The sequence below is a fragment of the Pseudomonas sp. MUP55 genome (genome assembly GCF_034043515.1).
Lineage (GTDB): Bacteria > Pseudomonadota > Gammaproteobacteria > Pseudomonadales > Pseudomonadaceae > Aquipseudomonas.
Window position 1 is genome coordinate 299907 of sequence record NZ_CP138214.1, and the last position, 18746, is coordinate 318652.

The window sequence follows — 18746 nt, forward strand, 5'->3', positions numbered from 1 at the left end:
AGCTGAGGTTTTAAATGCAAGCTCTTATTCCGTCAACGAAGCATTACTTCATTTGCTAGATCCAAAATGCATATGAATAGAGCGTTGTCGGCGAACGTTGCACCATCCGCAGGCACACGAGGGTCATCACAATGAGCAACGCCGCATTAGCTGTTCAACCCATCGCCCAGGCACTGGAAATTCATCCGGTTGCCGGCCGCATTGGCGCCGAGATCCGTGGCATCAAACTGTCCGGTCACCTCGATGCCGCCACGGTCGACGCCATCCAGCAGGCGCTGGTGCAGTACAAGGTGATCTTCTTCCGCGAGCAGACCCACCTCGATGACCAGAGCCAGGAAGCCTTCGCCCACCTGCTTGGCGAGCCGATTGCGCACCCGACCGTGCCGGTGCGCGATGGCACGCGCTTTCTGATGGAGCTGGACGGCACCCGCGGCCAGCGCGCCAACTCGTGGCACACCGACGTGACCTTCGTCGATGCCTACCCCAAGGCTTCGATCCTGCGTTCGGTGCTGGCGCCGACCTCCGGTGGCGATACGGTCTGGGCCAACACGGCGACGGCCTACAACGACCTCAGCGTCGAACTGCGCGCCCTGGCGGACAACCTGTGGGCCATCCACAGCAACGAATACGACTACGCCGCACGCAAGCCGGATGTGGCGGTGGAAAAACTTGAGGAATACCGCAAGGTGTTCACCTCGACGGTGTATGAAACCGAGCATCCGGTGGTGCGCGTGCATCCGGTCAGCGGCGAGAAAACCCTGCTGCTGGGGCATTTCGTCAAACGCCTCAAAGGCTACTCTCAGGCCGACTCGACGCAACTGTTCAACCTGCTGCAAAGCCACGTCACCCGCTTGGAAAACACCGTGCGCTGGCGCTGGAACAGCGGCGACGTGGCGATCTGGGACAACCGCGCCACCCAGCATTACGCGGTGGACGACTACGGCACCCAGGAACGTATCGTGCGCCGGGTGACGCTCAAGGGCGATGTGCCGGTGGGCGTACAAGGGCAGCGCAGCCAGACCACCAAAGGCCTTTGAATTCACAGAGATCCAAATGTGGGAGGGGGCTTGCCCCCGATAGCGGAGTGTCAGCCACTGCACCTGTGACTGACCCACTGCAATCGGGGGCAAGCCCCCTCCCACATTTAGACCTGTGTCGTTCTACCAGACACCGATCTGCACGACCTTCTCCGCCTCCGGCTCCCCATAGCGAAACCATTGCCCGCGCACTTCAATCTCCGTGTGGCTGATGGTCGTGCGCCGCTTCAGCCCGCGCAGCCAGTCGAACAGATAACCCAAGTGGGTCTCGCGCACCTGGGCATACGCCGGGTCGGCACCGAGGTCGTGCAGTTCCTGCGGATCGTTTTGCAGGTCGAACAGCTGCGGGCGGAAGCCGTCATACGCCAGGTATTTCCAGCGCTCGCTGCGCACCATGGTCATGCGGCAACGGTCGATCGGCTGGCCCAGGCGCTCGCGGGCCGGGGCCTGAAAGGCGTAGTCGTATTCGGCAATTGCATAGTCACGCCAAGGTATCTGCTCACCCTGCAGCAGCGGAATCAGCGAGCGGCCTTCCAGGCGGTGATCGGCGGCGGGCAGGCCCAGGGCGTCAAGGAAGGTCGGCAGCGCGTCGATGGTCTCCACCAGACGCTCGTCCACCGTGCCGCGGCTGATATCGGCACTGACGCGCGGGTCACGCACGATCAACGGGATCCCCACCGCAGGCTCTAGCAGAAACTCTTTCTCGCCGAGGAAGTGATCGCCCAGGAAGTCGCCGTGGTCGCTGGTGAACACAATCAGCGTGTCATCCCAGCGCCCATTGCTTTGCAGGAAATCAAACAGCCGCCCGAGCTGGTCGTCGATCTGTTTGATCAGCCCCATGTAGGTGGGAACCACCGTGAGCCGCACCTCGTCGCGAGAAAAATTCAGGCTCTCCTGGTGCTGACGAAACGCCTGGTACACCGGGTGATCGCTGGTCTGGCCCGGTTGAATTGGCGCCTGGATATGCTCGGCGCCATACAACGCGTGATACGGCGCCGGTGCGATGTAGGGCCAGTGCGGCTTGATGTAGGACAGGTGCAGGCACCAGGGTTGCTCGGCCTGCTCCTGGATAAAGTCGATGGCGCGGTCGGTGGTGTAGACCGTCTCCGAATGCTGCTCGGCTACCCGCGCCGGCAACCCGGCGTTGCGCATGTGCCAGCCGCTGAGCACTTCACCGTTTTCACCTTGTGCGGCGTTGGCCCATTCATGCCACGGGTTGCTGCCGCCGTAGCCCTGCTCGCGCAGGTAGTGGGTGTAGGGCGCCGACTCGCGTTTATCCGCGAACAGCGGGCTGTCGGGGTAGATGCCGTCGTGACGTAAGTAGGTGTCGAAGCCCACTTCATTCAGCGGCTCGGCCTGGGCGCTGTCAGGGTCGATGTTCAAGCGTTGCAGGGCGTCCAGATTCGGCGTGGCGTGGGTCTTGCCCACCAGCGCGGTGCGGATGCCGTGGGGGCGCAGGTAGTCGCCGATGGTCAGTTCTTCCAGCGGTAGCGGCACGGCATTCCACGCCACCTGATGGCTGCTGACATAACGCCCGGTGTACGCCGACATCCGCGACGGCCCGCAGATGGTGCCCTGGGTATAGGCACGGCTGAAACGCACGCCGGCTGCGGCGAGGCGGTCGATATTGGGGGTGTGCAGATGCGCATGGCCATAGCACGACAGGTAATCGCGGCGTAGTTGATCGCACATGATGTACAGCACATTGCGCACAGGTTGGGATTTGGACATGAGGCTTCACCGAACGGAGGACAGGTGACGGTTTTCGCCGTTCGGATGGGCGCTGGCAAGTGCATTTGGGGTCTGGGTTTCATGCAGTGAATGCATGGGTGTTGATACCGACGCCATCGGGGGCAAGCCCCCTCCCACACTTGAAATGCATTTCAAATGTGGGGGGGCTTGCCCTGATGCCAGTCAGTTAAGCGAAAGTGGACAACTGTAGGAGCGAGCTTGCTCGCGAAAAACGCCCAGGCGACGCGTTCATTCTGAATAAACGCGGGGAGTCTGAGTTCTTCGCGAGCAAGCTCGCTCCTACAAAAAAGCCTTAACTGACTGGCATTTCGCATGCGGTTACGGTTGGCTATTATAAATATGTGCAAGCTGTTTCATTGGGCGAAAGTCCTGATGTGAGCAGCCAGCTCAGCCAGCGCTTTATCATCGGCCCTGGCCGCGTCATGGGAGGAAAGGTAGCCTTCGTAACGCTCAAAATATTTGTCCTGCCTTGAGCTGATTTTTTTGAATGCGCTGTCTTCCCCTGTGCCATGCATCGGAAACAACTTGGCGTGCAAATGATCCACGCCATACCCCTCCAGAATCATCCCCGTTCTAGCGACACCTGCCAGCGCGCTGTCGAGGAGCTGCGCAGTCTTCCTGGCCGCCACCACCAAGTCGCAAAGCACGCTATCGGACTGGGCAAACGCATAGCTGCCGTAATGAGTTTTGGGGATGACGACGCTAAAACCTGGCGTGTTAGGAAAAATGGAGAGGAAGGCCATATGGGTCTGGTCTTCCCACAGGAGATGGGAGGGAGCGGTACCGCGCGCAATGCTGCAAAAGACACAGTCCATCAAGCATTCACCTCGTTGTCTTCAAATATTGGGTGCTCTACCCGAGAGCAGCTGTACGCAATCGCGTTCCAATTTATTTAAAGATATGGATATGAACGTTTCGGGTCGGTGTGAATTCAAGCCTGACTGTCTCCATTCAAACCGCAATATTCTCCAAAGCGCAGGCGTCTTCGTCGCTTTCATCCACCTCCTTGATCTGCTCGATCATCGCCTCCGCCAGCGGCGACAATCGATACCCCGCTCGGCTGACGATGCCGTAGCGGGTGTAACGCTCCTCCAGGTTTTCGTCCAGGCCGTCGATCTTCAAGCACACCAATTCGCCCCGGGCCATTTGCAGTACGTCGCTGTTGGCGCTGACGATGCCGATGGCGTTCGAGCGCAGTACCACTCCTAGTAGGCCGTAGCCGTTTTCGCATTCGACGTTGGGCAGGTAATCCGGTCGGCCGCTGAGGTCGACGATGACTTTGCGCAGGTTCGGCGGGCGGATGGTGACGGCCAGCGGATAGCTCATCAGTTCGGCGGCGCTGACGCTGTCGCGGGCGGCGAGGGGGTGGCCGGTGCGGCAGCAGAAGTACCAGCGGCGTGGGCGCAGGCGATGGGTGTGATAGTCGGGGTTGGCTTCGAAGTGGCGGGTGTCGGCGACGAAGAATTCGAACTCTTCGCTGAGCAGGCGTTTGCTCAGGCTTTCCCAGTCGTCTACCTGGAACTGTACGCGGGCCTTGGGGTAGCGCCCGATAAAACTGCCGATGGCGCGGGGGATCAAACCGCCCGCCGGCGCCGGGCCGCAGCCAAAGCGCAGCTCTCCGGCTTCAAGGCCGTTGAACTGGCTGATTTCGTTCGCCAGTTGCTGCGCCCCGCTGACCAGGCGCCGCGCATGTTCGAGCAGCACCTGGCCCTGTTTGGTCGGCGCCAGGTCTTTGCGGCCGCGGTCCACCAACTGGCACCCGGCGCTGTGTTCCAGGGCCTGGATGCTGCGGCTGAAGGCCGATTGCGACAGGTTCACCGTCAACGCCGCCGCGACAAAACTGCGTTGTTCGGCGAGGGCGATGAAGTGGCGAAGTTGGCGCAGATCGATATGCATTTTTCACATCAAAAATATCCGGGAAATGCATTGGCTATGCATTAGGTCGACTCCTTATAAAGGCTATCTCTTATGCAGTAAATGTTCGTAAAAACATAAATAAATAACCTGAAGGAATATCGGTGGTTGGATATTTCGGGGTTTCGGAGCCGCTCATGAGTCTGTTCAAGCCCGCTGTACCTTGCTCTCCCCGGACGCTCAAGCGCCTGCCCCTGGCCATGTTGCTCGCCGGCAGCGCCAGTTGGACGCCCAGCCAAGCGGCCGAGCCGACACCTGCGGGCGAAAGCGCCAGTGGCCAGCTGGAAACCGTCACGGTGACTGCACGGCGGCGCACTGAAAGCGCCCAGGCGGTGCCGACGCCCATGAGCGTGGTTGGCGGCCAGGCGCTGGAGAGCCAGCGGGTGTACCGGATTCAGGATTTGCAGCAACTGGTGCCCAGCGTCAACGTCGCCTATATGCATGCACGCCAGTCCAGCGTGTCGATTCGCGGCCTGGGTAACAACCCGGCCAGCGATGGCCTGGAAGGCAGCGTGGGGCTGTACATCGACAACGTCTACCTGGGCCGCCCCGGCATGGCGGTGTTCGACCTCATGGACATCGAACAGCTTGAAGTGCTGCGCGGCCCGCAGGGCACCTTGTTTGGCAAGAACACCACGGCGGGGGTGATCAATATCAGCACCCGCGCGCCCAGTTTCACCCCGGAGCGCAGCATCGAAACCTCGCTGGGCGAGGACGGTTATTTCCAGACCAAGGGCACGATTTCCGGGCCGCTGACCGATGAACTGGCCGGGCGCTTTTCGGCCTATCGCACGCGCAATGACGGCGACATCAAGAACGAGCACGACGGCCATGACCTCAATGGCGGTTCGCGCCAGGGCTTTCGCGGGCAACTGCTGTACAAGCCCAACGAGGCATTCAACCTGCGCTGGATCGGTGACTACAACGAGGAGGATTCCAGCGCCGGTACGCGGGTGCTCTACAGCACCGGGCCAACCATCAACGGCACCAACCTCTACCAGTCCAGGGCCAATGCCGCGGGCGCGACGCTGGTCGACGGCACCCACCGCAAGGTCAATCTGGACAACGATCAACACGTCACGGTGTTCCAGGGCGGAACGTCGCTGGAGGCCAACTGGACCTTGCCCAGCGACTTCACCCTGACGTCGGTCAGCTCATACCGCTGGTGGAACTTCACCCCGCGCAACGATGACGGGCTTAACGTGCCGGCCTCGTATAACGCCGGGGTCTCGGTGGAAGATAAACAGTGGTCCCAGGAATTCCGCCTGGCCTCACCCCAGGGTGGGTTCTTCGACTACGTGCTCGGCGCTTACTATTTCGGCTCCGACCTGGATAACAAGTCCTTCGCCTATTACGGCCCCAAGGCGGACATCTGGAACGGCACGCCGACCGGCGCGTTGAACAATGTCAGCAGCGTGGGCAACGGGCATATCCGCACCGACAGTTTTGCGTTGTTCGCCCAAGGCACCTGGCACCTGACTGAGCGGCTGGATTTCACCGCCGGCCTGCGCGGCACCTATGAAGAAAAAAGTGCCTGGGTGACCCGCAATGCGCCGCTGGGTGGCGCTGCGGTCACTGGCGCTGCTGCCACGGCGCGGCGCGGGCGTACCGGCGCGTATGACTCGGGGGATCTGACGCAGTACAGCGCGACACCGTCGGGGCTGCTCAACCTCAGTTATCACTTCAACGACAACCTGCTGGGCTACGCGACGCTGTCCCACGGCGAGAAGTCCGGCGGCGTCAACCTGGCGGTGGGCTCGGCACCGACGGCGGGGGCCGACTCGCTGTTGATCGGCACCGAGCGCGCCAACAACGCCGAGCTGGGTTTCAAGAGCACGCTGTGGGACCGACGCCTGCAGCTCAATGCCAACCTGTTCTGGACCCAGGTCAACGGCTACCAGACCAACGCCTACGACCAGGACAACCGCGTGCAGTACCTGACCAACGCCGGCTCCGTGCGCTCACGCGGTGTGGAAGTGGAAAGTACGCTGGTGCCGATCAAGGGCCTGACGCTGAACCTCAACGGCTCGTTCAACGATGTGAGCTACCTGTCGTACAAGGACGCGCCATGCCCGCCGGAAGTCAGCCTGCGCCCGGATGCACCGGCACCTGTGACCTCACCGGGCATCAGGTGGTGGGCGCGTCGAAATGGATCGCCAACGCCAACGGCGAGTACAAGTGGAACCTGGATAACGGCTTTGAACCCTACGTCACCGCCAGTTATGCCTTCCGCTCCAAGGCGGTGGGTACCGTGGAAGATTCCGACTTCGGGCAGATCCCCGCCTATGCGTTGGTCAACCTTTCCACCGGCCTGCGCGGCAACTACGAGCAGGGCCAGTGGGACGTGTCGTTGTGGCTGAAAAACGCCTTCGACAAGACCTACTACACCACCCTCTGGACCGGCGGCAACGGCGGTTACGAAGGCCTGCTGGGCGCTCCGCGCACCCTAGGCGTGACCGGGCGCTACGACTTCTAGCCCGGTGCGGTAGGTGGCCGGGCTGAACACCCGCGTCACCAGCAGCATCGCCACCACGGTCACTGTCAGTACGATCCAGGCGCTGACGAAGTTGCCGGTGAGTTCGCGCAGCCAGCCGGTCAGCCAGGGCGAAACCGCGTTGATCAAAAAGCCCACGCCTTGTACGAAGGCGGCCAGTTGGCCGGCCTGGCGTGGGTCGCGGTGATGGTCCAGGGTCAGCAGCAGGCTCAGGGCGAAGCACGCGCCCAGGCCGAAGCCGCACAAGGCCACCCACACATGAGGGAATTCCTGTGGCGCGATGATCAGGCCGAGGTAGCCGATGGTCTGCGCCAACAGGCTGATGCCCAGCAGCGGGCGCCGGTCGATCCCGCGTTGCGCCAGCACCGGCATCAGCAGCGCGGCGAGCACCTGGAAGATAGTCATGAACGCCAGCAGCGAGCCGCTGGGCAGCACGCCCCAACCCAGTTGCTGATAGTAGGCAGGCAGCCACGCCACCATGCTCATGTAGCCGCAATTGACCAAGCCGAAATACAGCGCCAGCAACCAGGCGCGGCGATTGCGCAGGCCTTTAAAGGCGGGGGCGACCTGCATGTTGCGGGCGGCCCCCAGCGGCAACCATACCCACAGCAACAAGGCGCCCAGCGCCGGCAACAGCCACACCCCCAACCCCGCCTGCCATTGCTGGAAATGCGTCGCCACCACTGGGCTGAGCAGCGCCGCCAGCCCGCCGCCGGCCATCAGCGAGGCCGAATACACGCCCATCGCCACCGGTACGCGGTGATGAAATTCGCGCTTGATCATCGCCGGCACCAGCGCCTGGATCAGCGCCACGCCCGCGCCGCCGAGCAACGCGGTCACCAGCAGCGCCGACGCCTGGCCCAGCAGCCAGCGCGCCAGGCACGCCAGCAGAATCATCATCAGGCCCAGGGCAATCCCGCGCCGTTCGCCCAGCCGCGCTTCCACACGCACGCCCACCAGCGCTACCAGGCCCATGCACACCACCGGCAGGCTGGTGAGCAGGGCGCTGCTCTGAAAACTCAGGCCGGTGGCCTGGCGAATCTCGCCAAGCAGCGGGCTGATGGAACTGAGGATCGGCCGCAGGTTGAGGCCGAGCACCACCAGCAGGCCCCAGCCGGCCAGTCGTCCGGTGAATGGGGTGTTGAGCGTCATACAGGGTTTTCCGACTACGCAAATGAGCGGTGAGTATGGTCAGCTAGCGAGGTATTCTGAAATTAAATATAACCATGCCAGTCAGTGGCAAACGGAATGCTCATGACCTTGTTCGATCCGCTGTTGTTGCGCAGTTTTGTCGCCGTGGTGGACTGCGGCAATTTCACCCGCGCCGCCGAACGCCTGCACCTGACCCAATCCACCGTCAGCCAGCAGATCCGCCGCCTGGAAGAAGCCGTGGCGTGCCGGCTGTTGGACCGCGACCAGCGCCGTGTGGTGGCGACGGTCGAAGGCGAGCGCCTGTTGGCGTATGCGCGCCGGATCCTCGCGTTGCATGAGGAAGCCGCCGACGTGTTGATCAACCAGCAGAGCGACGGCGTGTTGCGCCTCGGTGTGCCGGAAGATTTTGCCGCCGAGCGCCTGATGCCGTTGCTCTCGGCGTTCGTGGCGAGGTACCCGCGGGTACGCCTGGAAGTCGCCAGCGGGCTCGGTCCCGAACTGCAGCGCCAGTACCGCGGCGGTGAGTTCGATGTGCTGCTGGTCAAGCAGATGGGCGACAGCGACGACTGCGTGGCCTCGTGGCCGGAGCCGTTGTGCTGGGTCGACAGCCTGAGCACGCCAGTGCTGGGACGCGACCCGCTGCCGTTGGTGGCTTTTCCGGTGGGCGGGCTGTACCGCAATGACATGCTGCATCACCTGGAGCTGGGCGGTTGGCGCTGGCGTATCGGCTATTCCAGCGCCAGCCTGGCCAGCGTGTGCTCGGCGGTCGCGGCGGGGTTGGGCGTCAGCCTGTTGCCCGAACGCGTGGTGCAACCGGGGCATCGCATCCTGGGCGCCGACAGTGGTTTGCCGACGGTGCAGGGCGTGCGCCTGGCGTTGTACGGTCGCAATGGCTTGGGCGCCGCTGGGCAGACCCTGTTTGGCGAACTGCTTGCCTTGTGCGGTGCGAATCCGCCCTGAGCCATGCCTTTGATGAATATTTTGCATGCCGCAAAAGCATGCGAAATCAGGCACTTCGCGCCAAGCCACGGAACACGTGGCGTTGACGATCCAGGTCATTTCGTTTATTCGGTTTTGGTATATCCATAACTTTAAAGATTACTTTAAGAGATAAGCGTCTAGCCCCGATGATTCAGTCCTCGATGACCTGCCACGCAGGCTTGTCGGTTTTTTGGATTTGAACACCGTAGGGAGTGAATCAATGGGCAATGTCCAGACCGCTGCTCGTGCACCCGAGGCGCAGGGGCGCCTGGCACCGAGCGGTGAGTTGGTCGACCTTGGCCGGCCACATCGGGCGCCGTTGGGGCAATTGCGCCTGCAGCAGACCCCCAAGCGCTTTTCCAGCCGGCGCGAGGGCGTGCTGTTGGGCTTGCTGGTGTTGGCCTTGCACGGTGCGGTGATCTACTGGGTGAGCCAGAAGCCCACACCGGTGCTGCCAGTGGTGCCACCGGAAATTCCGCCGATGACCATCGAATTTTCCCGGCCGGCGCCGCCCGTGGTCGAGCCACCACCACCGGTGCCGCCGCCACCTCCGGTAGTCGAGCCGCCACCACCGGTGGTGGACGAACTGGCCGCCAAGCCGGCACCACCAAAACCAATTCCCAAGCCCAAACCCAAGCCTGTGCCCAAACCTGAGCCCAAGCCGGTACCCAAGGCGATTGAACAGCCGCCCGCGCCGCCTGTGCCTGCTGCCCCGGCACCGGTTGCACCTCCGGCGCCGGCCCCGGTAACGCCCGCTTCGGCCAACGCCGCGTACCTGAAGAACCCGGCGCCGGAATACCCGTCACTGGCTCAGCGTCGCGGTTGGGAAGGCACGGTGTTGTTGCGGGTGCACGTACTGGCCAGCGGCAAGCCGGGTGAGATTCAGATCCAGAAAAGCAGCGGTCGCCAGCAGCTCGACGACGCCGCACTGGCCGCGGTGAAGCGTTGGAGCTTCGTACCGGCCAAGCAGGGTGAAGTGGCGCAGGACGGCTGGGTCAGCGTACCGATCGATTTCAAGATTCATTAATTATTCAGCGGCACAGAGGGAAAACATCATGGCTTTGGCATCTCCACTTGAATCCATCGAAAGCGCGGTGATCTGGCTGCTGGTGGCCTTTTCGGTCGCCACCTGGGGCTTGGCGTTGTTGAAGGGCGTGCAGTTCGGGCGGCTCAAGGCCCAGGATCGCAGGTTTCATAAACAGTTCTGGGCTGCCTCAAGCCTGGACGCCGCCGCCGAACTGGCCGAAACCCAGCCAGGCGCAGCCGCCCGAGTGGCCCACGCCGGCTATGCCGCGATCCAGGTCGGCGACACCCAGCACGCGGCTGACCTGAGCCAGGCCATCAATCACCAGGACCGCCTCGAGCGTGCCCTGCGTCAGCAGATCGTGCGTGAGCGCCGCTCGCTGGAAACCGGGCTGGCGGTCGTCGCCAGTATCGGCAGCACCTCGCCGTTTATCGGCCTGTTCGGCACCGTGTGGGGCATCATGGAAGCGCTCAAGGGCATCAGCGCCGCCGGCTCGGCGAGCCTTGAAACCGTGGCCGGGCCCATCGGCGCGGCACTGGTTGCGACGGGTGTCGGGATCGCCGTCGCGGTGCCGGCGGTGCTGGTCTACAACTATTTCCTGCGCCGTCTGAAGCTGACGGCTGCCGACCTCGACGACTTTGCCCATGACTTCTACAGCCTGGCGCAAAAGAACGCCTTCCGTGTGCTGCTGCACCCGGCGCTGAACAAGGCCGGCGCTGGCAGCCCGCAAAAAGTGAAGGAGGCGTCCTGAGATGGCCTTCTCTACCCAAGACAGTGATGAGGTGCTGAGCGAGATCAACGTCACACCGCTGGTGGACGTGATGCTGGTGCTGCTGGTGGTGTTTATCGTCACCGCGCCGCTGCTCACCAACGCCATTCCCATCAACTTGCCCAAGACCGAGGCCGTCGCCCCGGTCGAGCAGAAAGACCCGTTGGTGGTAAGCATCGACGGTGCCGGCAAGCTGTTTATCAACAAGGACGAAATCCAGCCGGACCTGCTGGAATTCAACCTGCAGGCGGCCAAGGCCAAGGACCCCGATGTGCGGGTGCAACTGCAGGCGGACGATGGCGTGAACTACGGCGAAGTGGCGCGAGCCATGGCGTCTATCGAGCGTGCGGGGATTACCAAGCTGTCGGTGATTACGGCGCGCTAGCGCGTGGTTGTGAGCTTCAAGCTGCAAGCGGCAAGTAAAAGCTCGTCCCGCTTACAGCTATTTTTTCAGGCCGTCTCCTTGGCAGGGTGCGGCCTTTTTTTGCTCCAAACTTGCCGCTTGCCGCTAAACCCTTGAAGCTGCTTTTCAGTTATTAATAAATAGCTTCTTATTCCTTAACGAATATAACCCTCGTCCCTATACTGGTCAGCAACGTTAAACGCTGCAGGAGGGCACACCCATGCACAGCGAGTCGATTCGTTACCTGATCGTGCCGGGCTGGCAAGGATCGCCAGAAAATCATTGGCAAAGTCACTGGCAGAACAGCCTGCCCAACAGCGCGCGCGTGGAGCAGGATGACTGGCTCACCCCGCGCCGCGAAGACTGGGTGGCCGCACTGGCCGAGGCCATCGCCGCCGACGGCACCCCCGTGATCCTGATCGCCCATAGCCTGGGTTGCATCACCGTGGCGCACTGGGCGGCCACCGCACCGGTGCATTTCCTGCGTCAGGTGCGCGGTGCCTTGCTGGTGGCCCCGGCGGACGTCGAACGCCCGGCCTGCGCGCCGGCCCTGCGCAACTTCGCGCCGATTCCCGGCGACCTGTTGCCGTTTCCCAGCCAGGTGGTCAGTTCCGACAACGACAGCGCCGTCAGCGCGCCGCGTGCATTGGAGCTGGCGCGCCTGTGGGGCGCCGAAGCCGGGATTCTGTCCGGGGCCGGGCATATCAACGTGAAGTCCGGCCACCAGCGCTGGGAGCAGGGTTTCGCCTACCTCTATCGCCTGCAAAATCGCCTCGAGCATCACGCTCGGCGCACTGCATAAAACATTTCAACGCCCCGTCCCTGAGCGGATGGGGGCGGGAGCCTGCCATGAGTCTGCATGAAACCTACGGCCAGCCGTTGCTGACCTTTCCCGATGCCGAAAAAAGCCCGCTGAGCATTCGCGCCAAGGCGTTGGTGTTTGTCGACCCGCGTTCGCGCAAGCTGCGTGAAGACCTGGAAAACCTCGCACCGCGTGCATTGCCCGTGTTGATTCGTGGCGAGACGGGCAGCGGCAAGGAGCTGCTGGCGCGGCATATCCACCGTGGCAGTGATCGCACGGGCCTGTTTGTGTCAGTCAACTGCGGCGCGATCAGCCCGACCTACGCCGATGCGGAATTGTTCGGCTATGCCGCCGGCAGCCACAGCGGTGCGGCGAGCAGCCGGGCCGGGTGGTTTGGCTCGGCCAATGGCGGCACCCTGTACCTGGACGAAATCGGCGATCTGCCGTTGCCGATCCAGGTCAAACTGCTCGCTGCCCTGGAAAATCACGAAGTCACCCGCGTCGGCGCCCAGCAGCCAAGCCCGGTTGACGTGCGCCTGGTGGCGGCCACCAGCATCGACCTGGCCCAGGCCGTGGCGGCGGGCAAGTTTCACGAGCGCCTGTTTCATTATTTGAGCGAAGGCCAACTGGACCTGCCGGCATTGCGCGAACGGGTTGGCGACATCCTGTCCCTGGCCGAATACTTCCTCGGCATCTACAGCCAGCGCCTGGACCTGCCGGTGCCGCTGATCAGTGACGCGGCGCAGCGGGTGCTGGAGCACCATAGCTGGCCGGGCAATACCCGCGAGCTGGAAAACGTCATTCACTTTGCGTTGCTGGTGAGCAGCGGCGATGAAATTCTGCCCGAGCACCTGAACCTGCCGGTTGCCGGCTCGCCGTTGGAGCAGGTGCGGCGGATTTTCGCGAGCGCCAGTCCCGCCGAGCAGGAGACGCTGCGTAAATTCCTGTATGAGCAAAATGGAATATCAACGTGAATAAAAGATATTGTTCGGGAATAAAAAATCTAGGTATTGTCCACTCCACGCCGCGATAGCACTTCGCTGGCACCTCACATAAAAACGGTCGTTAGAAGGACATTGCATGAAAAAGGTTCTGTTGTTTACCGCACTGGCGGCTGCCCTGACTGCCAGCTTCGCCCAGGCCAACGAGAAACTGGTGGTGGCCGCCACCCCGATCCCGCACGCCGAGATCCTTGAGCTGATCAAGCCAACCCTGGCCAAGGAAGGCGTGGACCTGGAAATCAAAGTCTTCACCGACTATGTACAGCCAAACGTACAGGTCGCCGAGAAGCGCCTGGATGCCAACTACTTCCAGACCCTGCCGTACCTGGAAAACTTCAACAAGGGCAAAGGCACTAACCTGGTCACGGTCGTTGGTGTGCACGTAGAACCCTTCGGTGGTTACTCGAAAAAGATCAAAAATATCTCCGAGCTCAAGGATGGCGCCACCGTGGCTATCCCGAACGAAGGCTCCAACAGCGGCCGTGCCCTGTTGCTGCTGCAGAAAGCCGGTGTGATCACCCTGAAAGACCCGAGTAATGCCCTGGCCACGCCAAAAGACATCGCCAGCAACCCCAAGCACCTGAAATTCAAGGAGCTGGAATCGGCCCTGCTGCCCCGCGTGCTGGACCAGGTTGACCTGGACCTGATCAACACCAACTACGCTCTGGAAGCCGGCCTGAACCCAGCCAAAGACGCGCTGATCATCGAAGACGCCAAGTCGCCTTACGTGAACTTCCTGGTAGCACGCCCGGATAACAAGGACAGCGACGCGATCCAGAAACTGTCCAAGGCGCTGACCAGCCCGGAAGTCAAAGCCTTCATCGAGAAGAAGTACAACGGTGCGGTCGTGCCAGCGTTCTGATGTAACTCAAAACCCCCTTCAAGGTTTCAACGCCGGTGGCTAATACAGCACCGGCGTTTTTTTTATCGCTGACATTTGGAAATGCAAAAAAATGTGGGAGGGGGCTTGCCCCCGATAGCAGCGGGTCAGGCATCTATAAATGGCTGATACACCGCCATCGGGGGCAAGCCCCCTCCCACAGTTCACAGTTAGTTTTTCGGGTGATATCGATATGCCATTTCAGTATTTAAAGTTTGCTTTTTATACCTTTAAAGTTCGCGCTACCCGACGTTATCCACGCCGGAACGGACTGCGCTCGCGGCATTACCCATGCGGCGATCTGGATTGCACATGACCTTCGATTTCGCTTTTATCCTCAGCACCCTGCCGGCGTTTCTCAAAGCGGTCGGGGTGACCCTGCAAGTGGGCCTGATCGCCATTGCCACCTCCTTGCTGGTGGCGCTGATCAACGCGGCGCTGCTGGTGTTTCGCACGCCCTACCTGTCACGTCTGGTGGCGCTGTACGTTGAGCTGGCGCGTAACACACCGCTGCTGATCCAGCTGTTCTTCGTGTATTTCGCGCTGCCGGCCCTGGGCTTGAATATCTCCGGGTTCTGGGCGGCGATTATCACCATGACCTTTCTCGGCGGCGCCTACCTCACCGAAGTGCTGCGCGCGGGTGTGGAGGCGGTGCCGCTGGCGCAGATCGAGTCGGGCAAATCCATCGGCCTGTCCGACTGGCAACTGCTGCGCCACGTGATCCTGCCCCAGGCCGGTATCCTCAGCCTGCCGGCACTGTTCGCCAATTTCATCTTTCTGCTCAAGGAGACCACGGTGGTCTCCGCCGTGGCGGTGCCGGAGATTCTCTACACCACCAAAAGCTACATCGCGCTCTACTACAAGACCTACGAAATGCTCGCCGTATTGACGCTGATCTGCGTGCTGCTGTTTCTGCCGTTGTCGCTGTTGCTCAGCCGCGTGGAAAGGAGGCTCCAGCATGGCCAGTTCGGGTCTTGAGCTGCTGTGGGTGTCGTTGCCGCAACTGGGCAAGGGCGCTGCGCAAACCCTGTCGATCTCCTTCTTGAGCATCGCCTTCAGCACCGTCGGCGGGGTGCTGTACGGCGTCTTGCGCACCTTGAACAACCGGGTGGTCAATGCGCTGCTGCGGGTCTACCTGGAGTTGTTTCGCGCCATACCGGTGCTGGTCTGGCTGTACCTGTTGTTTTTCGGCCTGCCGATTTTCTTCGGCCTGAGCCTTCCCAGTTTCTGGTGTGCGGTGCTGGTGTTGTCGTTGTGGGGCGCCAGTGAAGTCGGCGAAGTGGTGCGTGGCGCGTTGCATTCGCTGCCGCGTGGCCAGCGCGAAGCCGGCTTGTCGATCGGGCTGTCCGCCCCGCAGTTGTATGGCTACGTGCTGTTGCCGCAAGCGCTCAAGCGCATGACGCCGCCCACCATCAACGTGTACACGCGCCTGATCAAGACCAGCTCGCTGGCCGTGCTGATCGGTGTGGTGGATGTGATCAAGGTCGGCCAGCAAATCATCGAGCGCACCTATGAGTCCGTGTTGATCTACGGCGCGCTGTTCCTGTTTTTCTTCTTTATCTGCTACCCGTTGTCGGCCGCCTCCAAGGTGCTGGAACGGCGCTGGGCCCAAGCATGAGCGCATTGATCGAGTTTCAGGGTTTCAACAAATTCTTCGGCGAACACCAGGTGCTCAAGGGCATCGACCTGAGCGTGCAACGTGGCGAAGTGGTGGTGATCCTCGGCCCCAGCGGTTGCGGAAAAAGTACCTTGCTGCGCTGCCTCAATGGCCTGGAAGTGGCTCACAGCGGGCACTTGCGCTTGGCCGGCAAAGAGCTGCTGGACAAGCACACCGACTGGCGCCAGGTGCGCCAGGACATCGGCATGGTGTTCCAGAGCTACCACCTGTTCCCGCACATGAGCGTGCTCGACAACATTCTGCTCGGCCCGTTGAAAGTGCAGAAGCGAGACCCGCGTGAAGCCCGCGAGCAGGCGCAAAAACTGCTCGAGCGCGTGGGCCTGGCCGACAAGCGCGACGCCTTTCCACGCCAGCTTTCCGGCGGTCAGCAGCAACGCATCGCCATCGTGCGTTCGTTGTGCATGAACCCGCAGGTGATGCTGTTCGATGAAGTCACCGCCGCCCTCGACCCGGAGATGGTCAAGGAAGTGCTGGAAGTCATCCAGGACCTGGCCCGCGATGGCATGACCCTGCTGATCGTCACCCATGAAATGGCCTTCGCCCGCGCCGTCGCCGACCGCGTGGTGTTTATGGAGGCCGGCCGCATCCTCGAACACAACACCCCCGAGGCATTCTTTACGAACCCGCAAACCGCACGCGCGCAGCAGTTCCTGGAGAAGTTCTCCTTTGTTTCAACACTGCCCAAAAAGATCAAGGAACTGGAGCTGATATGAAAAAGTTACTGCTGCCCCTGCTGGCCGTCGCGTTACTGGCCGGCTGCGACAAGAAGGCCGAAGAGCCCACCAAACCTGCCGCCGCCGCGGTGAGCGCGCTGGACAAGATCAAGGCACGCGACAAGCTGATCGTTGGCGTGTTCACCGACAAGCCGCCGTTCGGCTTCGTCAACGAGGCGGGCCGCTACGTCGGCTTCGATACCGACATCGGCCGCCAATTCGCCAAGGACCTGCTGGGCGATGAGAACAAAGTCGAGTTCGTTGCCGTGGAGCCGGCCAGCCGCATTCCGTTCCTGCAAAGTGACAAGGTCGACCTGATCCTGGCCAACATGACCGTGACCCCTGAGCGCAAGGAAGCGGTGGACTTCACCAACCCCAACCTGAAAGTCGCGGTACAGGCGCTGGTGCCCAACAACAGCCCGGTCAAGAGCCTGGATGACCTGGCAACCCGCACCACCATCGTCACCACCGGCACCACCGCCGACATCTGGCTGACCAAGAACCACCCGGACTGGAAGCTGCTCAAGTTCGAGAAAAACTCCGAGTCGCTGCAAGCATTGTCGGCCGGCCGTGGCGATGCCTACGCCCAGGACAACCTGGTGCTGTTCAGCTGGGCCAAGCAGAACCCCGGCTACCGCGTGCTCGAGCAGAAACTCGGCGATGAAGCACCGATTGCCCCGGCGGTGAAGAAGGGCAACATCGAACTGCGCGACTGGGTGAACGCGGAACTGGCCAAGTTGGGCGAAGAGAAATTTCTGCTCAAACTGTACGACCAGTATGTGCGCAAAGAACTGAGCGATGACACCAAGCCTGAGAGCGTGATTGTCGAAGGGGGCAAGTGGCAGGGCTGATAAAGCTATCGGGGGCAAGCCCCCTCCCACATTTGAATGCATTCACATATCAGGACGACTTGTGAACCCAATCCAGTGTGGGGGGGGGCTTGCCCCCGATGAGGCCAGTACAGTCACCGACTATTGCGGCCAATGCCACGCCGGCGCATCCAGCATCCCCTGGTCCACCATCCGCGTTTCCCCCAGCACCTTCTCCAGCACAATCGAATTGCACCCCTCATCCTGCTGCAACGCTGCTATCAGGCGGCTGGCATGGGACACCACCCACACCTGGCAGTGCTTCGACGTTTCGATAATCAAGCGCGCCAAGGCGGGCAACAGGTCCGGATGCAGGCTGGTTTCAGGTTCGTTCAGCACCATCATGGTCGGCGGTCGTGGCGTCAGCAGCGCGGCGATCAGCAGCAGGTAGCGCAAGGTGCCGTCCGACAACTCCGCCGCCGACAAAGGCCGCAGCAAGCCTTCCTGATAGAACTCGATGGCAAAGCGCGCGCCTTGCAACGGCTGGATATTCAAGCGCGCCCCAGGGAACGCGTCGCTGACGGCGCGGTTCAAGGCATCCGGGTCGCCGATCTCGCGAATGGTCTGCAGCGCCGCCGCCAGGTCACGTCCGTCGTGATGCAGTACCGGCGTGCGCGTGCCCAACTGGGGCTGGCGCACGGGGGCGTCCACGTCGCTGCGAAAGTGATCATAAAAGCGCCAGCCACGAATGCTCTCGCGCAGCAGCAGGACTTCCGGCGAGCCACGCAGATTGCCGACCTGGTCGAACAGGCTGTGATAATTCGGCGTGTGCTGGGCCAGCACATCCCACGACCGGCCTTCGCGAGCGCGCACCATCGGCCCGGAACGTTGTACCAGCAAGCTGGCGGGGCGGTAGACGTGCCCGGCCCAGATGCACTCCTTCTTGACCTCTGGGTCGAGGCTGAAAAACGATTCGCTGGGTTCCGGCAAACCCAGGGAGATCGCGTAGCTGAAGTCTTCGGCGGCGAACCCCAGGCGCAGGCGCTTGACGCCCTGGCGCACGCTGGATTCGATGGGTACTTCACCGCTGTGCATGCGCCGGCTGATGGTTTGCGGCCCGGCCCAGAAGGTCGAGTCCAATCCGCCTTCGCGGGCCAGTGCATTGATCACCCCACCCTGGGCGGTTTCGGCCAGCAGGCGCAGGGCGCGGTACAGGTTGGACTTGCCGCTGCCATTGGGGCCGGTGACCAGGTTCAGTCGGTCCAGGGGCACCACCAGTTTATTGATCGAGCGGTAATTGGCCACCGCGAGGGTCTTGAGCATGGCAATCGAGTCGG

General features: G+C 62.0%; 17 protein-coding genes and 1 pseudogene. 13 read left to right on the forward strand and 5 right to left on the reverse strand.

Going from position 1 to position 18746, the window contains the following annotated elements; all coding sequences use genetic code 11:
* The first annotated feature begins 131 nt into the window (after positions 1–131).
* Complete coding sequence (locus SC318_RS01220) at positions 132–1037, forward strand: TauD/TfdA dioxygenase family protein (RefSeq protein WP_320429321.1); 906 nt, start codon at positions 132–134, stop codon at positions 1035–1037.
* A 123-nt stretch (positions 1038–1160) separates the two neighbouring features.
* On the opposite strand, the gene SC318_RS01225 is transcribed toward SC318_RS01220, so the two are convergent.
* The 3 genes from SC318_RS01225 to SC318_RS01235 all read right to left on the reverse strand — a co-directional run bounded on the left by SC318_RS01225 (position 1161) and on the right by SC318_RS01235 (position 4685).
* Entirely contained in the window at positions 1161–2768 is a 1608-nt protein-coding gene (locus SC318_RS01225) for an alkaline phosphatase family protein (protein WP_320429322.1), read from the reverse strand.
* A 374-nt stretch (positions 2769–3142) separates the two neighbouring features.
* Positions 3143–3604: an HIT family protein gene (locus SC318_RS01230; RefSeq protein WP_320429323.1), complete on the reverse strand. Its 462-nt coding sequence runs from the start codon at positions 3602–3604 to the stop codon at positions 3143–3145.
* A gap of 136 nt (positions 3605–3740) precedes the next feature.
* Positions 3741–4685: a LysR family transcriptional regulator gene (locus SC318_RS01235; protein ID WP_320429324.1), complete on the reverse strand. Its 945-nt coding sequence runs from the start codon at positions 4683–4685 to the stop codon at positions 3741–3743.
* Positions 4686–4840: 155 nt separating this feature from the next.
* Here SC318_RS01235 and SC318_RS01240 point away from each other — a divergent pair.
* Positions 4841–7179, forward strand: a pseudogene (locus SC318_RS01240) (TonB-dependent receptor).
* Here SC318_RS01240 and SC318_RS01245 read toward each other — a convergent pair.
* Positions 7150–8349, reverse strand: a complete 1200-nt coding sequence (locus tag SC318_RS01245; RefSeq protein WP_320429325.1) for a CynX/NimT family MFS transporter — start codon at positions 8347–8349, stop codon at positions 7150–7152. The pseudogene SC318_RS01240 and the gene SC318_RS01245 overlap by 30 nt on opposite strands.
* A gap of 108 nt (positions 8350–8457) precedes the next feature.
* On the opposite strand from SC318_RS01245, the gene SC318_RS01250 reads away from it, so the two are divergent.
* From SC318_RS01250 to SC318_RS01300, 11 genes are all read left to right on the forward strand, one after another.
* Complete coding sequence (locus tag SC318_RS01250) at positions 8458–9309, forward strand: LysR family transcriptional regulator (RefSeq protein WP_320431175.1); 852 nt, start codon at positions 8458–8460, stop codon at positions 9307–9309.
* Positions 9310–9550: 241 nt separating this feature from the next.
* Positions 9551–10357, forward strand: a complete 807-nt coding sequence (locus SC318_RS01255) for an energy transducer TonB (RefSeq protein WP_320429326.1) — start codon at positions 9551–9553, stop codon at positions 10355–10357.
* A 25-nt stretch (positions 10358–10382) separates the two neighbouring features.
* Positions 10383–11105 (forward strand): MotA/TolQ/ExbB proton channel family protein, encoded by a 723-nt coding sequence (locus tag SC318_RS01260; RefSeq protein WP_124388903.1) that lies wholly within the window; start codon positions 10383–10385, stop codon positions 11103–11105.
* 1 nt (position 11106) lies between these two features.
* Entirely contained in the window at positions 11107–11508 is a 402-nt protein-coding gene (locus tag SC318_RS01265) for an ExbD/TolR family protein (protein ID WP_010565408.1), read from the forward strand.
* A 238-nt stretch (positions 11509–11746) separates the two neighbouring features.
* Positions 11747–12328 (forward strand): alpha/beta hydrolase, encoded by a 582-nt coding sequence (locus tag SC318_RS01270; protein WP_320429327.1) that lies wholly within the window; start codon positions 11747–11749, stop codon positions 12326–12328.
* Positions 12329–12375: 47 nt separating this feature from the next.
* Entirely contained in the window at positions 12376–13302 is a 927-nt protein-coding gene (locus tag SC318_RS01275; protein ID WP_306491153.1) for a sigma 54-interacting transcriptional regulator, read from the forward strand.
* Between the two features lie 106 nt (positions 13303–13408).
* The gene (locus SC318_RS01280) at positions 13409–14191 is read left to right on the forward strand and encodes a MetQ/NlpA family ABC transporter substrate-binding protein (RefSeq protein WP_306491154.1); all 783 of its coding nucleotides are present in this window, start codon (positions 13409–13411) and stop codon (positions 14189–14191) included.
* A gap of 330 nt (positions 14192–14521) precedes the next feature.
* Positions 14522–15187 carry an amino acid ABC transporter permease gene (locus SC318_RS01285; protein WP_320429328.1) on the forward strand — a complete coding sequence of 222 codons (666 nt, stop codon included), beginning with the start codon at positions 14522–14524 and terminating at the stop codon, positions 15185–15187.
* The gene (locus SC318_RS01290; protein ID WP_306491157.1) at positions 15168–15827 is read left to right on the forward strand and encodes an amino acid ABC transporter permease; all 660 of its coding nucleotides are present in this window, start codon (positions 15168–15170) and stop codon (positions 15825–15827) included. Before SC318_RS01285 ends, SC318_RS01290 begins: the two co-directional genes overlap by 20 nt.
* Entirely contained in the window at positions 15824–16600 is a 777-nt protein-coding gene (locus tag SC318_RS01295) for an amino acid ABC transporter ATP-binding protein (protein WP_320429329.1), read from the forward strand. The genes SC318_RS01290 and SC318_RS01295 overlap by 4 nt, the downstream gene beginning before the upstream one ends.
* The gene (locus tag SC318_RS01300) at positions 16597–17451 is read left to right on the forward strand and encodes a transporter substrate-binding domain-containing protein (RefSeq protein ID WP_124384622.1); all 855 of its coding nucleotides are present in this window, start codon (positions 16597–16599) and stop codon (positions 17449–17451) included. The genes SC318_RS01295 and SC318_RS01300 overlap by 4 nt, the downstream gene beginning before the upstream one ends.
* A gap of 120 nt (positions 17452–17571) precedes the next feature.
* Here the strand turns inward: SC318_RS01300 and SC318_RS01305 are convergent, their stop codons facing one another.
* Positions 17572–18732, reverse strand: a complete 1161-nt coding sequence (locus SC318_RS01305) for an AAA family ATPase (RefSeq protein WP_320429330.1) — start codon at positions 18730–18732, stop codon at positions 17572–17574.
* Between the last annotated feature and the right edge of the window lie 14 nt (positions 18733–18746).